At 61.6% G+C, this 16,358-nt stretch carries 21 protein-coding genes; 11 read left to right on the top strand and 10 right to left on the bottom strand.

Annotation, left to right across the window (positions count from 1 at the left end; translation table 11 throughout):
- Nucleotides 1–10 precede the first annotated feature (10 nt).
- The 6 genes from Lysil_RS10765 (at nt 11) to Lysil_RS10790 (ending at nt 5,226) form a co-directional block, all read left to right on the top strand.
- Nucleotides 11–928, top strand: a complete 918-nt coding sequence (locus tag Lysil_RS10765) for a hypothetical protein (RefSeq protein WP_103075575.1) — start codon at nt 11–13, stop codon at nt 926–928.
- A 32-nt stretch (nt 929–960) separates the two neighbouring features.
- Entirely contained in the window at nt 961–2,088 is a 1,128-nt protein-coding gene (locus Lysil_RS10770; RefSeq protein WP_103075576.1) for a TrbL/VirB6 family protein, read from the top strand.
- 14 nt (nt 2,089–2,102) lie between these two features.
- Entirely contained in the window at nt 2,103–2,558 is a 456-nt protein-coding gene (locus tag Lysil_RS13735) for a DUF4189 domain-containing protein (RefSeq protein WP_425477174.1), read from the top strand.
- Nucleotides 2,558–3,241 carry a hypothetical protein gene (locus Lysil_RS10780; protein ID WP_129588429.1) on the top strand — a complete coding sequence of 228 codons (684 nt, stop codon included), beginning with the start codon at nt 2,558–2,560 and terminating at the stop codon, nt 3,239–3,241. Before Lysil_RS13735 ends, Lysil_RS10780 begins: the two co-directional genes overlap by 1 nt.
- A 53-nt stretch (nt 3,242–3,294) precedes the next feature.
- Complete coding sequence (locus Lysil_RS10785) at nt 3,295–4,428, top strand: XVIPCD domain-containing protein (protein WP_103075579.1); 1,134 nt, start codon at nt 3,295–3,297, stop codon at nt 4,426–4,428.
- A gap of 84 nt (nt 4,429–4,512) precedes the next feature.
- A complete protein-coding gene (locus Lysil_RS10790; RefSeq protein ID WP_103075580.1) occupies nt 4,513–5,226 on the top strand; it encodes a pseudouridine synthase in 714 nt (237 codons plus the stop codon).
- Between the two features lie 6 nt (nt 5,227–5,232).
- Here Lysil_RS10790 and Lysil_RS10795 read toward each other — a convergent pair whose 3' ends face one another.
- The 10 genes from Lysil_RS10795 to asnS all read right to left on the bottom strand — a co-directional run bounded on the left by Lysil_RS10795 (nt 5,233) and on the right by asnS (nt 12,963).
- A complete protein-coding gene (locus Lysil_RS10795; RefSeq protein WP_103075581.1) occupies nt 5,233–5,616 on the bottom strand; it encodes a hypothetical protein in 384 nt (127 codons plus the stop codon).
- Between the two features lie 84 nt (nt 5,617–5,700).
- A complete protein-coding gene (locus tag Lysil_RS10800) occupies nt 5,701–6,252 on the bottom strand; it encodes a 3-hydroxyanthranilate 3,4-dioxygenase (protein ID WP_103075582.1) in 552 nt (183 codons plus the stop codon).
- Nucleotides 6,209–6,700: a RidA family protein gene (locus Lysil_RS10805; protein ID WP_103075583.1), complete on the bottom strand. Its 492-nt coding sequence runs from the start codon at nt 6,698–6,700 to the stop codon at nt 6,209–6,211. Before Lysil_RS10805 ends, Lysil_RS10800 begins: the two co-directional genes overlap by 44 nt.
- A complete protein-coding gene (gene can, locus Lysil_RS10810) occupies nt 6,697–7,359 on the bottom strand; it encodes a carbonate dehydratase (protein ID WP_103075584.1) in 663 nt (220 codons plus the stop codon). Before can ends, Lysil_RS10805 begins: the two co-directional genes overlap by 4 nt.
- A 24-nt stretch (nt 7,360–7,383) precedes the next feature.
- Entirely contained in the window at nt 7,384–8,664 is a 1,281-nt protein-coding gene (locus Lysil_RS10815; RefSeq protein ID WP_103075585.1) for a hypothetical protein, read from the bottom strand.
- Complete coding sequence (locus Lysil_RS10820) at nt 8,661–10,085, bottom strand: aldehyde dehydrogenase (protein WP_103075586.1); 1,425 nt, start codon at nt 10,083–10,085, stop codon at nt 8,661–8,663. Before Lysil_RS10820 ends, Lysil_RS10815 begins: the two co-directional genes overlap by 4 nt.
- A 28-nt stretch (nt 10,086–10,113) precedes the next feature.
- Entirely contained in the window at nt 10,114–10,899 is a 786-nt protein-coding gene (locus Lysil_RS10825; protein WP_103075587.1) for an SDR family oxidoreductase, read from the bottom strand.
- An 18-nt stretch (nt 10,900–10,917) separates the two neighbouring features.
- On the bottom strand, nt 10,918–11,247 hold the full coding sequence (locus tag Lysil_RS10830; RefSeq protein ID WP_240600512.1) for a hypothetical protein: 330 nt from the start codon (nt 11,245–11,247) through the stop codon (nt 10,918–10,920).
- 1 nt (nt 11,248) lies between these two features.
- Nucleotides 11,249–11,569: a hypothetical protein gene (locus Lysil_RS10835; protein ID WP_103075588.1), complete on the bottom strand. Its 321-nt coding sequence runs from the start codon at nt 11,567–11,569 to the stop codon at nt 11,249–11,251.
- A complete protein-coding gene (asnS, locus tag Lysil_RS10840) occupies nt 11,569–12,963 on the bottom strand; it encodes an asparagine--tRNA ligase (RefSeq protein ID WP_103075589.1) in 1,395 nt (464 codons plus the stop codon). The genes Lysil_RS10835 and asnS overlap by 1 nt, the downstream gene beginning before the upstream one ends.
- Before the next feature lie 92 nt (nt 12,964–13,055).
- On the opposite strand from asnS, the gene Lysil_RS10845 reads away from it, so the two are divergent.
- The 5 genes from Lysil_RS10845 (at nt 13,056) to Lysil_RS10865 (ending at nt 16,355) form a co-directional block, all read left to right on the top strand.
- Nucleotides 13,056–13,391 (top strand): HesB/IscA family protein, encoded by a 336-nt coding sequence (locus Lysil_RS10845; protein ID WP_103075590.1) that lies wholly within the window; start codon nt 13,056–13,058, stop codon nt 13,389–13,391.
- A gap of 148 nt (nt 13,392–13,539) precedes the next feature.
- Nucleotides 13,540–13,959 carry a 30S ribosomal protein S6 gene (rpsF, locus tag Lysil_RS10850; RefSeq protein ID WP_103075591.1) on the top strand — a complete coding sequence of 140 codons (420 nt, stop codon included), beginning with the start codon at nt 13,540–13,542 and terminating at the stop codon, nt 13,957–13,959.
- Between the two features lie 11 nt (nt 13,960–13,970).
- Nucleotides 13,971–14,201: a 30S ribosomal protein S18 gene (gene rpsR, locus Lysil_RS10855; protein WP_103075592.1), complete on the top strand. Its 231-nt coding sequence runs from the start codon at nt 13,971–13,973 to the stop codon at nt 14,199–14,201.
- A gap of 58 nt (nt 14,202–14,259) precedes the next feature.
- Complete coding sequence (rplI, locus tag Lysil_RS10860) at nt 14,260–14,712, top strand: 50S ribosomal protein L9 (RefSeq protein ID WP_103075593.1); 453 nt, start codon at nt 14,260–14,262, stop codon at nt 14,710–14,712.
- 209 nt (nt 14,713–14,921) lie between these two features.
- Entirely contained in the window at nt 14,922–16,355 is a 1,434-nt protein-coding gene (locus Lysil_RS10865; protein WP_103075594.1) for a replicative DNA helicase, read from the top strand.
- Nucleotides 16,356–16,358: the final 3 nt, after the last annotated feature.

Consider the following 16,358-nt stretch of genomic DNA (forward strand, 5'->3'; position numbering starts at 1 on the left):
GGGCACGCACATGGCGACCGCACAAATCAAGAACAATAATCCGGGCCGCCGCCGGCTGCGCACCGCGATGGCGATCGTCATGACCGCCTGCCTCACCATCAGCGTGGGCGCCTGGGCGGATTGGGCGGTGAATGACAGCGAGGCGATAGATGAGCTCAAGGCGATCCACAAGTCCATCGGCGATCCGAACAGCGATGATTTGCTCACTTATCAAAAGAATCAAAGTAATGTGACCAAAGGTGACCTCAGTCCGGATGCTCAGAAGGGTGAGCAGCAGGGGCGCTACAAAGATCCTGATGTCATGTTCAAGTCGACGGATGTGACCTTGACGGCCAATGCATCCGCCAAGCTGTCCAGTGTCGACATGAGCGACGAAACGAGGTGTCCCAAGCCGAAGAAGCCCGATGCGCCCAAGGTGGATGGAATCGACACTGGCTCGGCGATTTCCAGCGCCAGCAGTACAGCCGGGGACGGCATCCCGGACCAGCAGTACAAGTTGTGCAAGGACATTCTGGAAACGCAAAAAGCGCAATTCAAATACAACGTGATGATGAGCGAATTGGCCGACGTCCGTTATCAGCGCTTGCAGCAGATCGAGCGTGATCGCGGCAACATCGATGAGCTCGCGGCCGGAAAGCTCCAGGACAATACCAACCGCATGTTGGCGTTGATCGCGCTGATCCAGATCGACCAGCAACAACAGAAGACCTACAACGATGCCTATAGCGCGCGTGTGACTTATCTGCGGGGTGTGCAGGATCGCCTGAGTCAGATGGCACTAAATGGCACGAGTGGTACCGACAGCAGTGGCGGCGGCCCATTGGGCGGTGTTGGCGGCCAGTTGGCCAATGACGCGGCGACGATGGCTGTAATGACACTTGCATTGGGTGACAACTCGCCGTTGCACAGCAAGCAGCGCGGCCAGTGAACGGCTGCGTTCAGGGGGATTGAGGAGAGCACATGGGCAGCATCGGACAATGGATATTCTTCAGCCTGATCTTCAAGTTCCTGGACAAGGAAATCGAGATCTTCCGCACCAACCTGGTCAGCGGATTGATCCAGTGGATCCTTTTGTTTGGCACGATCATGGTGGTGTCGTGGATCATCTTCCAAGGCTGGCTGATCGTCACCGGTCGTTCGCGCGAACCGATGATGGCGCTGGTGACCAACTCGATGCGGGTAGTGCTGATCACCTTGGTTGCGAGTACGTTCTCGCTATTTGGCAACGACATTTCCGACTTGCTGAGCAACACTTTGCCGCGGGCGATCACCGGGCTGGTGACAGTCGATGAGGTCTCACCGGCGCAGCAGATTGACCAGAACCTGACGTTGATGCAGTCGACATTCGCCTTGCTGGATTCCTATGCAACCGCTGGCGGCAGTGCGGATGCCTGGAAGGATCAGCTCAGCCATATCACCACGATGAGCGCTGTGGGAACCGCGGGCCCGGCAGTGGTCGGCGGTGCGCTGCTGCTGATGTACAAGGTCGCGCTGGCACTGTTCGTCGGCCTTGGGCCGTTGTTCATCATGTGCTTGCTGTTCCAGTCGACCAAGAGCCTCTTCTCGAAGTGGCTGCAATACGGTATCGGCACCTGCTTCTCGCTGGCTGTGCTTTGCTTCATGGTGTCAGTAGCAATGAAGATGGTGGCGGCGGTAGGCGCGGCGATGTTCGTCAAATACACGCTGGCGATCAACAACGTCGGGGCGATGGAGGGCTTGAACACCGTCGCGATGCAGCAGGGTGGATTGGGGATGGTGCTGACGGTGTTGCTGGTGACTTGTCCGCCGCTGGCGGCACAGTTCTTCAATGCGACGGTGGGTGGGTTCAACGCGTATTCGCAATTCGGACATACCAAGCCGGATCCGCATGGTGGCGGAGGCATGGTGAGGGATGGTCAAGGGAGTGTGATTGGGCAGCAGGCGCCTTCGGCGAACCATGAGCAGAGAAACCTAGGGGCAAGCAATCCCGGCTCCCATCATGGTGCCAATAGGAACTTGGCAGGTAATCAATCATCCATTCAGCCGACACAGGATGAAATACGGTCGAATTCCCAGCGCAAGTTGCGTGTGGATGGAGATCAGGCGTGAACAAATTTCTGCTGATGGTTCTGCTGTTATTCGGTTCTCTTACAGGACATGCGCAAGTACAGGTGCCCGGATGCCCCCCTGGTGTAGTGCCGGGGCAGCCGGGATGTGGCGGAGACGACGGGAGCAATTCATCAGCTCAAACCTACACCGGTCCGATTTGGCAGGACCGATACGGTGCGATTGCCTTAGATAGTAAGACTGGTTCTATCGGATGGGCTTCAGTTGCTAGAAGTAAAAGAGCAGCAGCTAAGGAGGCCATCGAAGACTGCGGTGGCGGCGGCTGCAAAATTCAAGCGCAAGTGCGTAATTCCTGCCTAGCTACAGCTTGGGGGGGCGGTAAATCTGGGTTTGGGGCAAATGTCGATCTGCGGAAAGCTGAAGAAGAGTCCGTGAACAATTGCGAGCAGATTAGTGGCACAGCATGCAAAGTTGAATATAGCGCCTGCAGCCTGTCTGTGAGGATTCGGTGATGCGCCCACTCTTTGCGATCGCACTGATATGTGGAGCTATCGTGGCTTGCAAACCACCGCCCGGCAGTGACGTCCAAGGTCAAAAGGCGCCTGCATCTGATGCAAAACAGCCGACTGCAACAACAGCGGCCATGGCCATATCTCAACCGACAGCTCGTCCCCAATCAGGAAACCAGAAGCCTATGGAGCTGAACGCACTGGTGCCACGTGGCTACACAATCGTCGATACCCAAAAAGGTGATTTGAATGGTGATGGCATTCCCGATGTCTTGATGCTCGTCGAGGATTCAGTCAACACAAGCAAAGTGGCCGGTGAAGGCGCTAGGCGCAAGCTGATGATCTTGATTGGGGATCAAGGTGGCAAATACGTCGTCGCAGCGACGAACGACCATATCGTGCCCTGCGCGACGTGTGGAGGAATTGCGGGAGACCCGTTTGCCTTTATTCGAATTGATGATGGAGGCGTGTTCGTGATCGCGATGGGCGGTGGCTCTTCGGACAAATGGGGGGACGAAGCGACCTTCAAATATTCCAGTGAAAAGAAGAGCTGGTTTGCCGAGAGCTACGTCAATACGGTTTGGGAGGACGGGAAGGACCCAAAAATCACGAAGTTCCAGAAGGCGCATGGCGCTGCGTTTTCGGAATTCAATCCGAATGATTTCCAGGAGAAACAGCCTCGATAGAGGCGAGACAAGGATCACCGCGTCGTCAGCGCGCCGTAACACAGGAGTTGCAAATGAGTCAGGATAGAGAGCAGGAAGTATTGAAGGCCGCAGTTGCCCACGGGATCACGAATCCGAGGGAACTTGCGAATTTCATGGCCCAGACGACCCATGAGTCGATGGGGCTGAGCCGGTTGGAGGAAGGCTTTCGTTACACCAAGGGCATTGGCCAGATACCAGTTGCTCAAGCCCACAGACACGGCGACAAAGTGTTGGAGGCTGCACGAGTCGAGGCGTTGCACGGTCGGCCGGACGCACTTGCGGAGTTGATGTATGGGATGCGCAAGGATCTCGGCAACGACCTGCCCGGGGATGGCTTCAAATATCACGGTCGCGGATATATCCAATTGACCGGGAAGGCGAACTATACCGCTGCCGGAAAGGATCTCGGACTCGATCTGGTCAATCATCCGGAGTTGGCATCAAGGCCGGAAAACGCGACCAAGATTGCGCTGTGGTACTGGGATACGCGGGTATCCGAGAAGCATCACGGCAACGTCAAACTTGCGACCCATGATATCAATGGCAAGGAAAATGGCCTGCCCGATCGGCTGAAACGTTTCGAGCACTGGCAAAAAGTATTGACGCCGGAGACGATTCAAAACATCAAGGAAGGCAAGCTCGGGCAACCGACTCATGCCGACCCGCCGCATGGTCACATGGTGCCTCGTCATCACACAGCTGCTGGGTATCATTCTTTCTCGACAACGGGCCATGGAGCCCATGTCGCGACTCAGGCACATGCCGCTCGTCACCCGCTGATCAACGAAGCTGGCCATCCATCGCACGCCATGTACGAACAGATCAAGGCGCAGACCGACAAGCTCGGTGGCGCGAAGGTACTGGGATTCCACAGCGACAAGGAATACACGCAAGCCCTGGCCAACATGACCTGGCAAGCACGCGCGTCGGGCCTGACGCAGGTCGATCACGTGATGGAAACCACCAACAAGCAGAACCTGGTGATGATCCAGGGCGATCTGCGCGATCCGGCGCAACAACGCGAGCTGTCCAACAAAGCGCAGGCCTCGCAGGTGCCGGTGGCTCAGAGCACGCAACAGTTGCAGCAGGATGTGCAGCAATTGCAACAGACACAGCAAAACGCTCTACACCTGCAACAGCAGAAATCGATGTCGCAAGGGCATTGATCAAAGGAAGAAGAGGAGCCCGGGCAACCGGGCTCTTTTTTGAGCGTCGGCACCCACCATGGTCTTCCGTGGGACAATCGTCCCATGCGATTGAACAAATATATCTCCGAGACCGGGCTATGCTCGCGCCGTGAGGCCGATCGTCTGATCGCTGCCGGCCGCGTCAGCGTCAATGGCGAACGCGGCCGCGTCGCCCAGGAACTGGCCGAGGGCGATGATGTCCGCATCGATGGTGAGAAGCTGGCGGTGCGTGGAGCTGCCGCTGGCAAGCGCCGTCATGTCTACATCGCGCTGAACAAGCCCATCGGGATCACCTGCACCAGCGAGCCCGACGTGAAGGGCAATATCGTCGATTTCGTCGATCACCAGCAGCGGGTCTTTCCGATCGGTCGGCTCGACAAGGATTCGGAAGGGTTGATCCTGCTCACCAGCAACGGCGATATCGTCAACGAGATCCTGCGCGCCGAAAACAAGCTGGAAAAGGAATACCTGGTCGCGGTCAACCGCCAGGTCGTCGATGAGTTCCTGCGCGGGATGGCACGCGGGGTGCCGGTGCATGGCCAGCTCACCTTGCCGTGCAAGACCGGCAAGCTCGGGCCGTTCGGGTTTCGCATCACCTTGGTGCAGGGCCTGAACCGGCAAATCCGCCTGATGGCGACGCACTTCGGTTATCGGGTGAAACAGCTGGTGCGCGTGCGCATCGGTGCGGTCAAGCTCGGCCATCTCAAGCCGGGGCAGTGGCGCAATCTCACCGATGCCGAACTGCGCGGCCTGTTGCCGCAGCGCACCGAGTGGTGATGCCGCTTACTTGGTCGGCGCTGCCGCTTTTTCCTTGTTGAAGGCGTCGTATTGCGCCTTGGCATAGGTATTGCAGGATGCGATCTTGCCGTCCATGTATTTCTGCCCGTCCACCGGGCCCATGTTGCGCAACTTGGCCATGAACGTATCCACGGTGCCGTTGAATTTTTGCTGGGTGACGCCGGTTTTCTCCATCGACCATTGCATCAGGTTCTGGAACTTGGCGATGTCGGCCTTGTGGCTGGCGTTCTGCGGCGCGTCGCCGGCCATCTTGTAGACGGCGAAGCATTCGATCGCCTGGGTGCCGCCCGTCGCGGGAGACGCCGCAGGCGTTGCGGCCTGGGCGGACAAGGTGGTGGCGGTCAGGGCGAGAACGAGCAGGGCTTTCATCAAGGATGATCCGGGAAACGGTATACATCGCCATGATCCCGGCGGCGGCGGAATGGCGGATGAACCAGCGGGTCGGCTGTCCACTCAGGTGATGTCGGCTTCCGAATGCGCATCCAGTTCGTAACGCGTGGGGCGCGGGTTCAAGGTGCCGCATTGCTTGCAGGTGCGCAACGCCTCGTCGCGATAGAAGTGTTCGAACACCCGGAAGAAATCGCTCTCGATATCGACCAGGTGGAAGAACTCCTCGTGCAGCTTGTGGTTGCAGTTCACGCAGAACCACATCAGGCCATCGTCCTCATGCGGCAGGCGACGACGCTCCATCACCAGGCCGATGGAGCCGGGCATGCGTTGCGGCGAATGCGGGATTTTCGGCGGCAGGTAGAAGGTTTCGCCGGCACGGATGGGGATGTCGCGCGGTTTGCCGTCTTCCTGGATGCGCAGCACCATCTCACCTTCGATCTGGAAGAACCATTCCGGACCCTTCTCCCAGTGATAGTCGGTGCGCGCGTTGGGGCCACCGACGATCATCACGACGAAATCGCCATCGACGATGCATTTGTTGCCGACCGGCGGTTTCAGCAGGTGGCGATGTTCATCGATCCATTGTTGCAGGTTGATGGGATCGGGCAATGGCATGGTGTCTCCTGGTGCGATCAGGTGGCGGCAACAGCGCCACGCACTTGAATTCGATGGCGATCGGTGCCGGCAATGCGGTGATGCCGACCGTGGTGCGGCAGGGCGCACGCGCGGCATCGGGAAAATACTGCGCCCAGATGGCGTTGTAGGTGGTGAAATCGCGCGCCATGTCGGTGAGGTAGACGGTGACGTCGATGACGTCGTCCCAGCTGGCGCCGCAATCGGCAAGGATGCGCCCGACATTGGCGAACACCGAGTGCGTTTGCGCGGCGATATCGTAACTCGCCAGCGCCCCGTCTTGCGCGTAGACATTTCCCGGCGCGGAATTGCTCAGAGGGTCACGTGGGCCGACGCCGGAGAGATATAGCCACTGGCCAACGCGTCGAGCATGCGGATAGTGGCCGACCGGTTTCGGTGCGTTGCCGCTGTGGATGCCGGCGTCGCTCATCGATCCTCCACGTCGCTGCGGATGCGCGCCAGGGCTTCGGGATATTCACGCGCCAGGTCGGCGCTGCTGGCGACGCTGATGCCGAGATCGTGGACCAGCCCATCGCGCAAGGTGTACACCCAGCCATGCACGGTCAGCGGTTGGCCGCGCGCCCAGGCGTCCTGCACGATGGTGGTCTGGCAAACGTTGACCACTTGTTCCAGCACGTTGAGCTCGCACAGGCGGTCGTGTTTCAGCGTCGGATCGTCGTGGCGCGCCAGCACGTCGGCGTGGTTGTGGGCGACATCGGCGACATGGCGCACCCAGTTGTCGGCGAGTCCCAGCCGCGTGCCGTTGAGTGCCGCGTGTACACCGCCGCAGCCGTAATGGCCGACGACAAGAATGTGCTTGACCATGAGCACATCGACGGCGAACTGGATCACCGACAGACAGTTGAGGTCGGTGTGCACCACGACATTGGCGATGTTGCGATGGACGAACACTTCGCCCGGCGCGACATCCACTACCTGGTTGGCGGGCACGCGCGAATCGGAGCAGCCGATCCACAGGTATTCCGGCGCCTGCTGTGTCGACAGGCGTTCGAAGAAGGTCGGGTCTTCGGCGTGGACGCGTTCGGACCAGGCGCGGTTGCTGGCAAGGAGATTGCGGAGACGGTTCAAGATGTGATTCCGAGAATGCGAATGTCAGTGATTGTTGCCGGGGGGTTTGACGATGAACTGGCGTTCGATGATTTTCTGGTCTTCTTCCGTGACATAGCGCAGGCGGTAATACCCTTCGCGCAGGAAGAGCGGGGTGTTGGTGTCGGCTTCGACCATCATGACGATCTGATCGGCGGGAATCGCCTGATCGGGTTCGCCGGAATAGAACGCCTGGATCAGGCACGGGAAATGGAAGCCGCAGGGCTTGGCATCCATGTAGATCTTGTGGCGCTGGCCATCCAGGGCCAACCAGTCGGGACGGATCACCTGCGTCGGCGAAGCGGGGAGCAATACGCTGGCATCGTACGCGCCGGGCTCCGCGGCCCAGGCCGAATCATTGGACTGGTTGATGAAGACCACCGGCCCCGTGGTCTTGAACTCCTTCGCCAGCCGTTCCTGCGTGTCGATGACTTCGTGCGATGAAAACGACAGCGGCGTCAGCTTCACCTGATCGATCGACAGGACGCGAACCTTGGTCGCCTTGACGAGATCTGTCGCCATCGTCGGCGCTCCCGAGATCAGCACGGAATCCGCTTTCGCGGTGTGTGCATAGCCGGCGTGCAGCAGGATTTTCGCATCGGGATGCGCCGCCATGAATCTCTGCAGGTTATGTGCCTGCGATGCCTCGCGTCCCGCGATGTCGCGCAGCTCGCGATCATCGGACTCGTACGGCACCAGTGTGTAGCCGAGGCGCAACGCTTCGCGGACCAGATCGGCCATCACCGGTTCCTGGGTGTATTCGCCCGAATCGCTGACCGGATATCCGGCGGGGACCGGATTGTGGCCATCGTTGCGCAATGTTTCCAGCGCAAGATAACGGAATCCGGAATCGTGCAGTGGCTTGAGCAGGGAGAGCGTCAGCAGTCTGGTTTGCGGGGCGTGGTGCGCTTCGTTGATCATCACCATGCGATAGCGGGGGGCTTGCGCGGCGATCCAGTCCCGCGCATCCACGGCATGATAGTTCGCGGGATCGGGCAGGGATTTGGCCGCCGGGCTCGCGATCGGGAAATAGAACAAGGCATCGTTGGGCCGGCCCATGATGCTGGCGTCGGCTGCCGCCAATTGGCCCGCCCAGAAATTGACGCTGGAGTCGGCGAGTTGGTGCGGATTGATGGAGAAACGGAAGCGCGCGAATGGCGTCTTGTAGGACTGGTATTTCTGCATGAAGCGGGCGAACGCGACTGGATCCTTGCTTTGGGCGAAGGTTTGGCCGGATGCGAACAAACATGCGAATGCGATCAGCAATGAGCGAACGACGCCTTTCATGTTCCGATCCCCACGTTCTTTGCTTCGGTGAAGAAACGCATGGCCTCGACGCCGCCTTCGCGACCGAGTCCGGATTGATTGCTGCCGCCGAACGGCGTGCGCAGGTCGCGCATCAGCCAAGTGTTGATCCAGATCATGCCGGTGCGCAATTCGCGCGAGAAGCGCAGCGCGCGCGGCAGGTTGCGATCCCATAGCGTGGCGACGAGGCCGTAGTCGCTGGCGTTGGCGAGTGCGAGGGCGTGATCGTCGTCGTCGAATGTTTGCAGCGTCACCACCGGACCGAAGATTTCCTCGCGGTTGGTGGCGCTGTCGGGGCCGAGTCCTTCCAGCACGGTCGGGGCGATGAACCAGCCGGGACGATCAATCGCAGCGCCGCCGCACAACACCTGCGCACCTTCATCGCGGGCGGTCGCCAGTGCACGCAGGACCTTGTCGAAATGCGCCTGTGACACCAGCGGACCCAGTTGCGTCGCGGGATCGGACGGATCACCGACGCGCAATGCTTGCACGCGCGCGACGAAGGCGTCGCGGAATTCGTCGTAAATCGCGCGTTCGATCAGCAATCGCGATCCGCACAGGCAGATCTGCCCGCTGTTCTGGAAGGCCGAACGCACGATGGTGTCGAGATTGGCGCGCCAGTCGGAATCGGCGAACACCAGCGTCGGGTTCTTGCCGCCGAGTTCCAGCGACACCTTCTTCAGCAGCGGCGCCGCCAATGTGGCGATGCGTTTGCCGACGACGGTGCTGCCGGTGAAGGAAATCGCTTTCACCTGCGGATGCGTCACCAGCGCTTCGCCGACTGCCGGGCCAGCGCCGTGCACCAGGTTGAACACGCCGCTTGGGAAGCCGATATCTGCGGCGATTTCGGCCAACAGCGTCGCGCTGTGCGGCGTCACTTCGGATGGCTTGGCCACCACGCAGTTGCCGGCGGCGAGAGCCGGCGCGATTTTCCACGTGAACAGATAGAGCGGCAGGTTCCATGGCGAAATCGTCGCCACCACGCCCAGCGCTTGCCTCAGGGTGAAGTTGAGCCCGGCCTCGCCGTGATGCGACTCGCTGGCGAACTGGGTCGCGGCATGGGCGAAGAAGCGCAGGTTGGCGATCGCGCGCGGAATTTCGACATCGCGCGCCAATGTGATGGGTTTGCCGCCATCGCGCGATTCGGCTTGCGCGACATCTTCCAGCCGATCTTCCAGCGCATCGGCCAGGCGTTCCAGCCAGCGCGCGCGTTGCGAATTCGGCAGCGACGACCATGACGGGAACGCGCGTGCCGCGGCGGCGATCGCGCCATCGACGTCGTGCGCATTGCCGGCTGCGACCTGCGCGATGACCTTGCCGCTCGCTGGTTCCGATACGCCCAACCACGTGCCGCCCGCGGGCGGGCAGGGTTTGCCGTCGATCCAGTGCGGATAGCGCTGCATGCGCCAAGCTTACCTGTTCAGGCGTGGATCAGATCGATTGCATGCGGCCGCCATCTACGGCGATCGATTGGCCGTTGATGTAGCCGCCCACCGGCGCGCACAGGAAGGCGATCAGGGCCGCCGGTTCCTCCGCGCGCGCGAAGCGTTTTGCCGGCACGCCGGCCATCATGTCGGCGCGGATGGCGGCTTCGTCGGCCTGTTCTTTCGCCATGCGCCCACGCACGAGCTGGTCGATGCGTCCGGTCTCGGTATATCCCGGCAGCACGTTGTTGACGGTGATGCCATCGGCGGCCAATTCGCGCGACAAGGTCTTGGCCCAGCTGGCGACGGCGCCGCGCGTGGTGTTGGAGACGCCGAGGCCGGGAATGGGTTCGTACACCGAGGTCGAGATGATGTTGACGATGCGGCCGTAGCCGGCGTGGCGCATGCCCGGGACCAATGCCTGCGCCAGTGCCTGGTTGGCGAGCAGGTGCCGGGTGTAGGCATCGAGGAAGGCGCCGGCGTCGGCATCGATGGCGCGACCGCCGGGCGGGCCGCCGCTGTTGTTGATCAGGATGTGCACCGGGCTGTGCGCGGCGAGTTCGCGCGCAGCTTCAGCGAGGCCGACAGTGTCCGCCGCATCGGCGACGATCAACCCGTGGTGCTGTCCCTTTGGTGTCGGCAAGGCGCGAACGACTTCTTCCAACACCTCGCGGCGACGCGCCAGCACCGTGACTTCGGCGCCAAGCAATGCCAGTTCGTGCGCGGTCGCGCGACCGATGCCTTCGGATGCGCCGCAGACCAGTGCGCGTTTGCCGGTGAGATCCAGATCCATGTTGCGTCTCCGTTGGGGTCAGGCGCGCGCGCCTAGCATCCGCACCATCTGGTGTCGCAATCCATCATCACTCGAGGCTTCGGGCGGAGTGATTTCGCCGAGACGAAATCCGCGTGCGTGGGCATCGTCTTCATCGAGTCCGTCGAATGGCACGAATTCGGCATCCATCAGCGCGGCGCGCGCAGTATCCAGGCTGTCGTAGGACAGGGTGTTGCCATCGGAGTCCAGCACCTCCGCGGTGCCGGCTTCGCGTATACGCAGGCGCGCCCACACCAGCGTGCGGCCGAGGCTGGCCAGCCACCATTCGTCGTGCGTGCGTCCATCGTCGAGCATGTCGTTGTCGTGCATGTCAGTACAGTGCCAGTGCCGGGAACAATGCCGAGATCAGCCACAGCAACCCGGCCAGCGACAACGCGCCGAGGATCACCAGCAAGGCGACCCAGGCCGGCGTTGCCAGGCCGGTAAAGCTGCGATCGCGTACTTCGCGGTAGCGCGTGCTCAGCAGCCAAGCCAGTGCTTTCGGATTGAGGAAGGAGAACTCGCCGATTTGGCCACGCAGGCCAGGGTGGCGATCGCGCAGGTGCACCAGCGACAGCGGCCAGAAGATCACGAAGGCGCAGAAACCGGCGATCGCGGTGGCGAGGAACAGCATGGCGAAGAACAGGATCATCAGAATTCCGCGCTGCCCGGCGCGCGCGGGTAGGCGATGGCGTCGCGGATGTTGCCGAGACCACACACGTACACGACGAGGCGTTCGAAGCCGAGTCCGAAGCCGGCGTGCGGAACGCTGCCGTAGCGGCGGAAATCGCGGTACCAGTCGTAGTGCTCGGGATCGAGTCCGAATTGCGCCATGCGGGAGTCGAGCACGTTCAGGCGTTCCTCGCGCTGGCTGCCGCCGATGATCTCGCCGATGCCGGGTGCCAGCACGTCCATCGCGGCGACGGTCTTGCCATCGTCGTTGAGGCGCATGTAGAACGACTTGATCTGTTCGGGATAGTTCATCACCACGACCGGACGACCGACGTGTTCTTCCGTCAGCCAGCGCTCGTGTTCGGTCTGCAGGTCGAGGCCCCATTCCACCGGGAATTCGAACTTCTTGCCGGATGCCTGCAGCAGCTTGATCGCGTCGCTGTAGTCGATGCGTTCGAACGGCGCGTTGATGAATCCTTCCAGGCGCGTGATCGCGTCCTTCTGCACGCGTTCGGCGATGAAGGCCATGTCGTCGCCACGTTCGTCGAGCACGGCGCGGAACAAGTATTTGAGGAAATCTTCGGCGAGGTCGGCGTCGTCGTTGAGGTCGGCGAAGGCGATCTCCGGCTCGATCATCCAGAACTCGGCGAGGTGGCGCGTGGTGTTGCTGTTCTCGGCGCGGAAGGTCGGCCCGAAGGTGTAGACCTTGCTCAGCGCGAGGCAGTAGGCCTCGACATTGAGCTGGCCAGACACGGTAAGGAAGGTTTCCTTGCCGAAGAAGTCGCGGCTGAAATCGACCTGGCCGTCCTTGCTGATCGGCAGGTTGGCCATGTCCAGCGTGGAGACGCGGAACATCTGCCCGGCGCCTTCGGCATCCGAGGTGGTGATGATCGGCGTCGAAATCCAGAAGAATCCACGCTCATGGAAGAAGCGGTGCACCGCCATCGCCAGCGTGTTGCGGATGCGGGTGACCGCGCCGAACAGGTTGGTGCGCGGGCGCAGGTGGGCGACTTCGCGGAGGAATTCCGCCGACATCGGCTTGGGCTGGATCGGATAGGTGAGGGGTTCCTCGACCCAACCGACCACTTCGACCGCATCGGCCTGGAGTTCGAAACCCTGGCCCTTGCCCTGCGATTTCACCAGCTTGCCGGCAGCGATCACCGCGCAGCCCGGGGTCAGCCGCTTGATCTCGTCGAAATTGGCCAAGGTGTCGGTTGCGACCACCTGGATCGGCGCGAAGCAGGAACCGTCGCTGACGTTGACGAAGGCGAGATTGGAGGAGCCGCGCACCGTCCGCACCCAGCCGCGCACGCGCACGCCGCTGCCCTCGGGAAACTTGCCTGCCAGCGCATCGGCGACCGAAGTCGTGCTCATGTCTTGAATCCTGCCTCGTCCGCAACCATCTTGAATGGGCAAGTTTAAACGACGTTCGCCATCCTTCCTGCCTACACATATAGAATCGCGCCATGGTCACTCTCGCCCCCGCAGCGCTGGAACGCGTCCGCAGCTATCTCGTCGCCGAACCCGACAAGGCCGGCCTGCGCTTTGGCGTACGCCGTACCGGCTGCTCCGGCTGGGGCTATCACATCGAGATGGCGGATGCCGCAGCCCCCGGTGACCGCGATTTCGCCCAGGACGGGGTGCATGTGCTGGTCGATGCCGACAGCCTGCCGCTGGTCGATGGCACCGAGATCGACTTCATCAAGCAGGGCCTGAACGAGCAGTTCGTCTTCCGCAACCCCAATGTGAAGGGCGAATGCGGCTGCGGCGAGAGCTTCACCACGGACGCCGAGCGGGCGTAACCGCGGCGCCCTCCCGCAACTCCTTGATCCATGCCATAATATTCGGCTCCCGCAACCGCGGGGGTCTTGCCCGAACGCGTCGGTTCGCCGATGGCAGAGGGCTTTCCGGTCGGCATCCTGCCGTCCGGTCATCCACAAGGAAACCACAATGCGTCATTACGAAGTCGTGTTCCTGGTCCACCCGGACCAGAGCGAACAGGTGCCGGGCATGATCGAGCGCAACACCGCGACGATCACCAATGCCGGCGGCAAGGTCCACCGCGTCGAAGATTGGGGCCGCCGCATGCTGGCCTACCCGATCAACAACCTGGTCAAGGCCCACTACATCATGCTCAACATCGAGTGCGAGCAGGCCACCCTCAACGAACTGGCCGATGCCTTCCGCTTCAATGATGCGGTGCTGCGCCATCTCGTCATCCTCCGCGACGAAGCCGTCAGCGAGCAGTCCCTGATCATGAAGAACAAGGACGAGAAGCCGGAGAAGCCGGAGCGTGGCGAACGTCGCCGCCGTGACGACGAAGGCGACGCCCCGAGCGAAGCCGCCGACGACACCGCCGAAGCCGCCTGAGGAGCACACCCATGTCCAAATTTTTCCGCCGCCGCAAGTTCTGCAAATTCACTGCCGAAGGTGTCAAGGAGATCGATTACAAGGATCTCGGCACGCTGCGCCAGTACATCACCGAGAACGGCAAGATCATCCCGAGCCGCATCACCGGCACCAAGTCGCATTACCAGCGCCAGCTGGCGACTGCGGTGAAGCGCGCCCGTTTCCTCGCGTTGTTGCCGTACACCGACAACCACGACGCCTGATTTTTCGTCCATCCGGACAACATTCGCTGCGATCCCTGATCGCTAACGGAGACATGCAATGAAGCTCATCCTCCTGCAGAAAGTGCAGAACCTCGGCGTCCTCGGCGACACCGTGACCGTCAAGCCGGGCTACGGCCGCAACTACCTGGTGCCGCAGGGCAAGGCCGTGCCGGCCACCGCTGCCAACCTGGAGCAGTTCGAAGCCAAGCGCGCCGACTACGAAGCCAAGGCCAAGTCCGTCCACGACGAAGCCGAAATCCGCCGCGGCAAGCTGGAAGGCCAGAGCGTGACCGTCAAGTCGCACGCCTCGGCCGAAGGCAAGCTCTACGGTTCGGTGACCCCGCGCGATATCGCCGTGGCCCTGACCGCCGCCGGACATCCGGTGCAGAAGAGCGAAGTGGTGATGGGCGAAGGCCCGATCCGCCACGTCGGCGAGTTCGATGTGGTGCTGCATTTCGCAGCCGGCGTCGAAACCACCGTCAAGGTTGTGGTCGAAGCCGACGCCGCGTAATCGCGCTGCGCCAGTTTCAAGCAACACCGCAACGGGCGCTTCGGCGCCCGTTGTCGTTTGGGTCGTCGCAAACGCTGAGATGCACACGGGTTATCCAATGGATATCCACAGCATTCACCCATGTTTGTCTGCAACACCCCCGGGCCGCGACGTGATTAGATGGACGCTTCGACCCTCCGTCCACTCAATCCACTGGCGCGGGCACCTTGATGTCTGCTGAAAGAGGTTTTGCCCCGATGTCGTCGCGCCCGCGTTTCCCCCGCCAGGACAACAGCCCATCCGATCCGCGCGTCGAACACCTGCGCGTGCCGCCGCAGTCGGTGGAAGCCGAACAGGCGGTGCTGGGCGGATTGATGCTGGTGCCAGAGGCCTATGATCGCATCGCCGATCTCCTCACTGATCGCGATTTCTATCGCCGCGACCATCAGCAGATCTTTCGCGCGATCCGCGAATTGAACGAGAAGGGCAAGCCGTTCGACGCGGTGACTCTGGGCGAGTGGTTCGAATCGACCGGACAGTCGGAACTGGTGGCCGGCGGCGCCTATCTGGTGGAACTGGCCAGCACCACGCCGTCGGCGGCGAACATCCGCGCCTACGCCGAAATCGTCCGCGACAAGGCGACGCTGCGGCAGTTGATCGATGTCGGTTCCGGCATCGTCAACGACGCCTTCCAGCCGGAGGGTCGCGACAGTGCCGAGATCCTCGCCAAGGCCGAGCAGGAGGTGTTCAAGATCGCCGAGGCCGGCAGTCGCGGCCGCGAGGATTTCGTGCCGGTATTGCGCGCGTTGAACGAAGCGGTCGACGTGTTGCAGGAACGTGCCGATAGCGGCGGCGGCGTCACCGGCCTGCCGACCGGCTACACCGAATTCGACGAGATGACCGCCGGCCTGCAGCCGACCGATCTCATCATCGTCGCGGCGCGCCCGTCGATGGGCAAGACCACGCTGGCGCTCAACATGGCCGAGTACGCCGCGTTCAAGAGCAAGAAGGCGGTCGCGGTGTTCTCGATGGAAATGTCGGCCAGCCAGTTGGCGATGCGCCTGATTTCCTCGGTCGGTCGCGTCAACGCAACGCGCCTGCGCACGGGCCAGCTGGAAGACGAAGACTGGGCGCGCGTGACCCACGCGGTGAGCATGCTGCGCCACGCCAAGATCTTCATCGACGACACCCCGGCGCTGTCGCCCGACGTGCTGCGTTCGAAGGCGCGTCGCCTCAAGCGCGAGCACGACCTCGGGCTGATCATGATCGATTACCTGCAGCTGATGGCGGTACCCGGCAACAGCGAAAACCGCGCCACCGAAATCTCGGAGATCTCGCGCGGGTTGAAGGCGCTGGCCAAGGAATTGAACGTGCCAGTGATCGCGCTCAGCCAGCTCAACCGTTCGCTGGAAACGCGTACCGACAAGCGCCCGGTGATGGCCGACTTGCGCGAATCGGGCGCCATCGAGCAGGACGCCGACCTGATCACCTTCATCTACCGCGACGATTACTACAACAAGGAAAATTCGCCGGACAAGGGGCTGGCCGAAATCATCATCGGCAAACAGCGTAACGGCCCGACCGGTTCGATCAAGCTGAAGTTCTTCGGCGAGTACACCCGCTTCGACAATCTCGCGCACGACAGCGTCGGCAGTTTCGAGTAACCG

It is taken from the genome of Solilutibacter silvestris (assembly GCF_002895945.1).
GTDB lineage: Bacteria > Pseudomonadota > Gammaproteobacteria > Xanthomonadales > Xanthomonadaceae > Solilutibacter > Solilutibacter silvestris.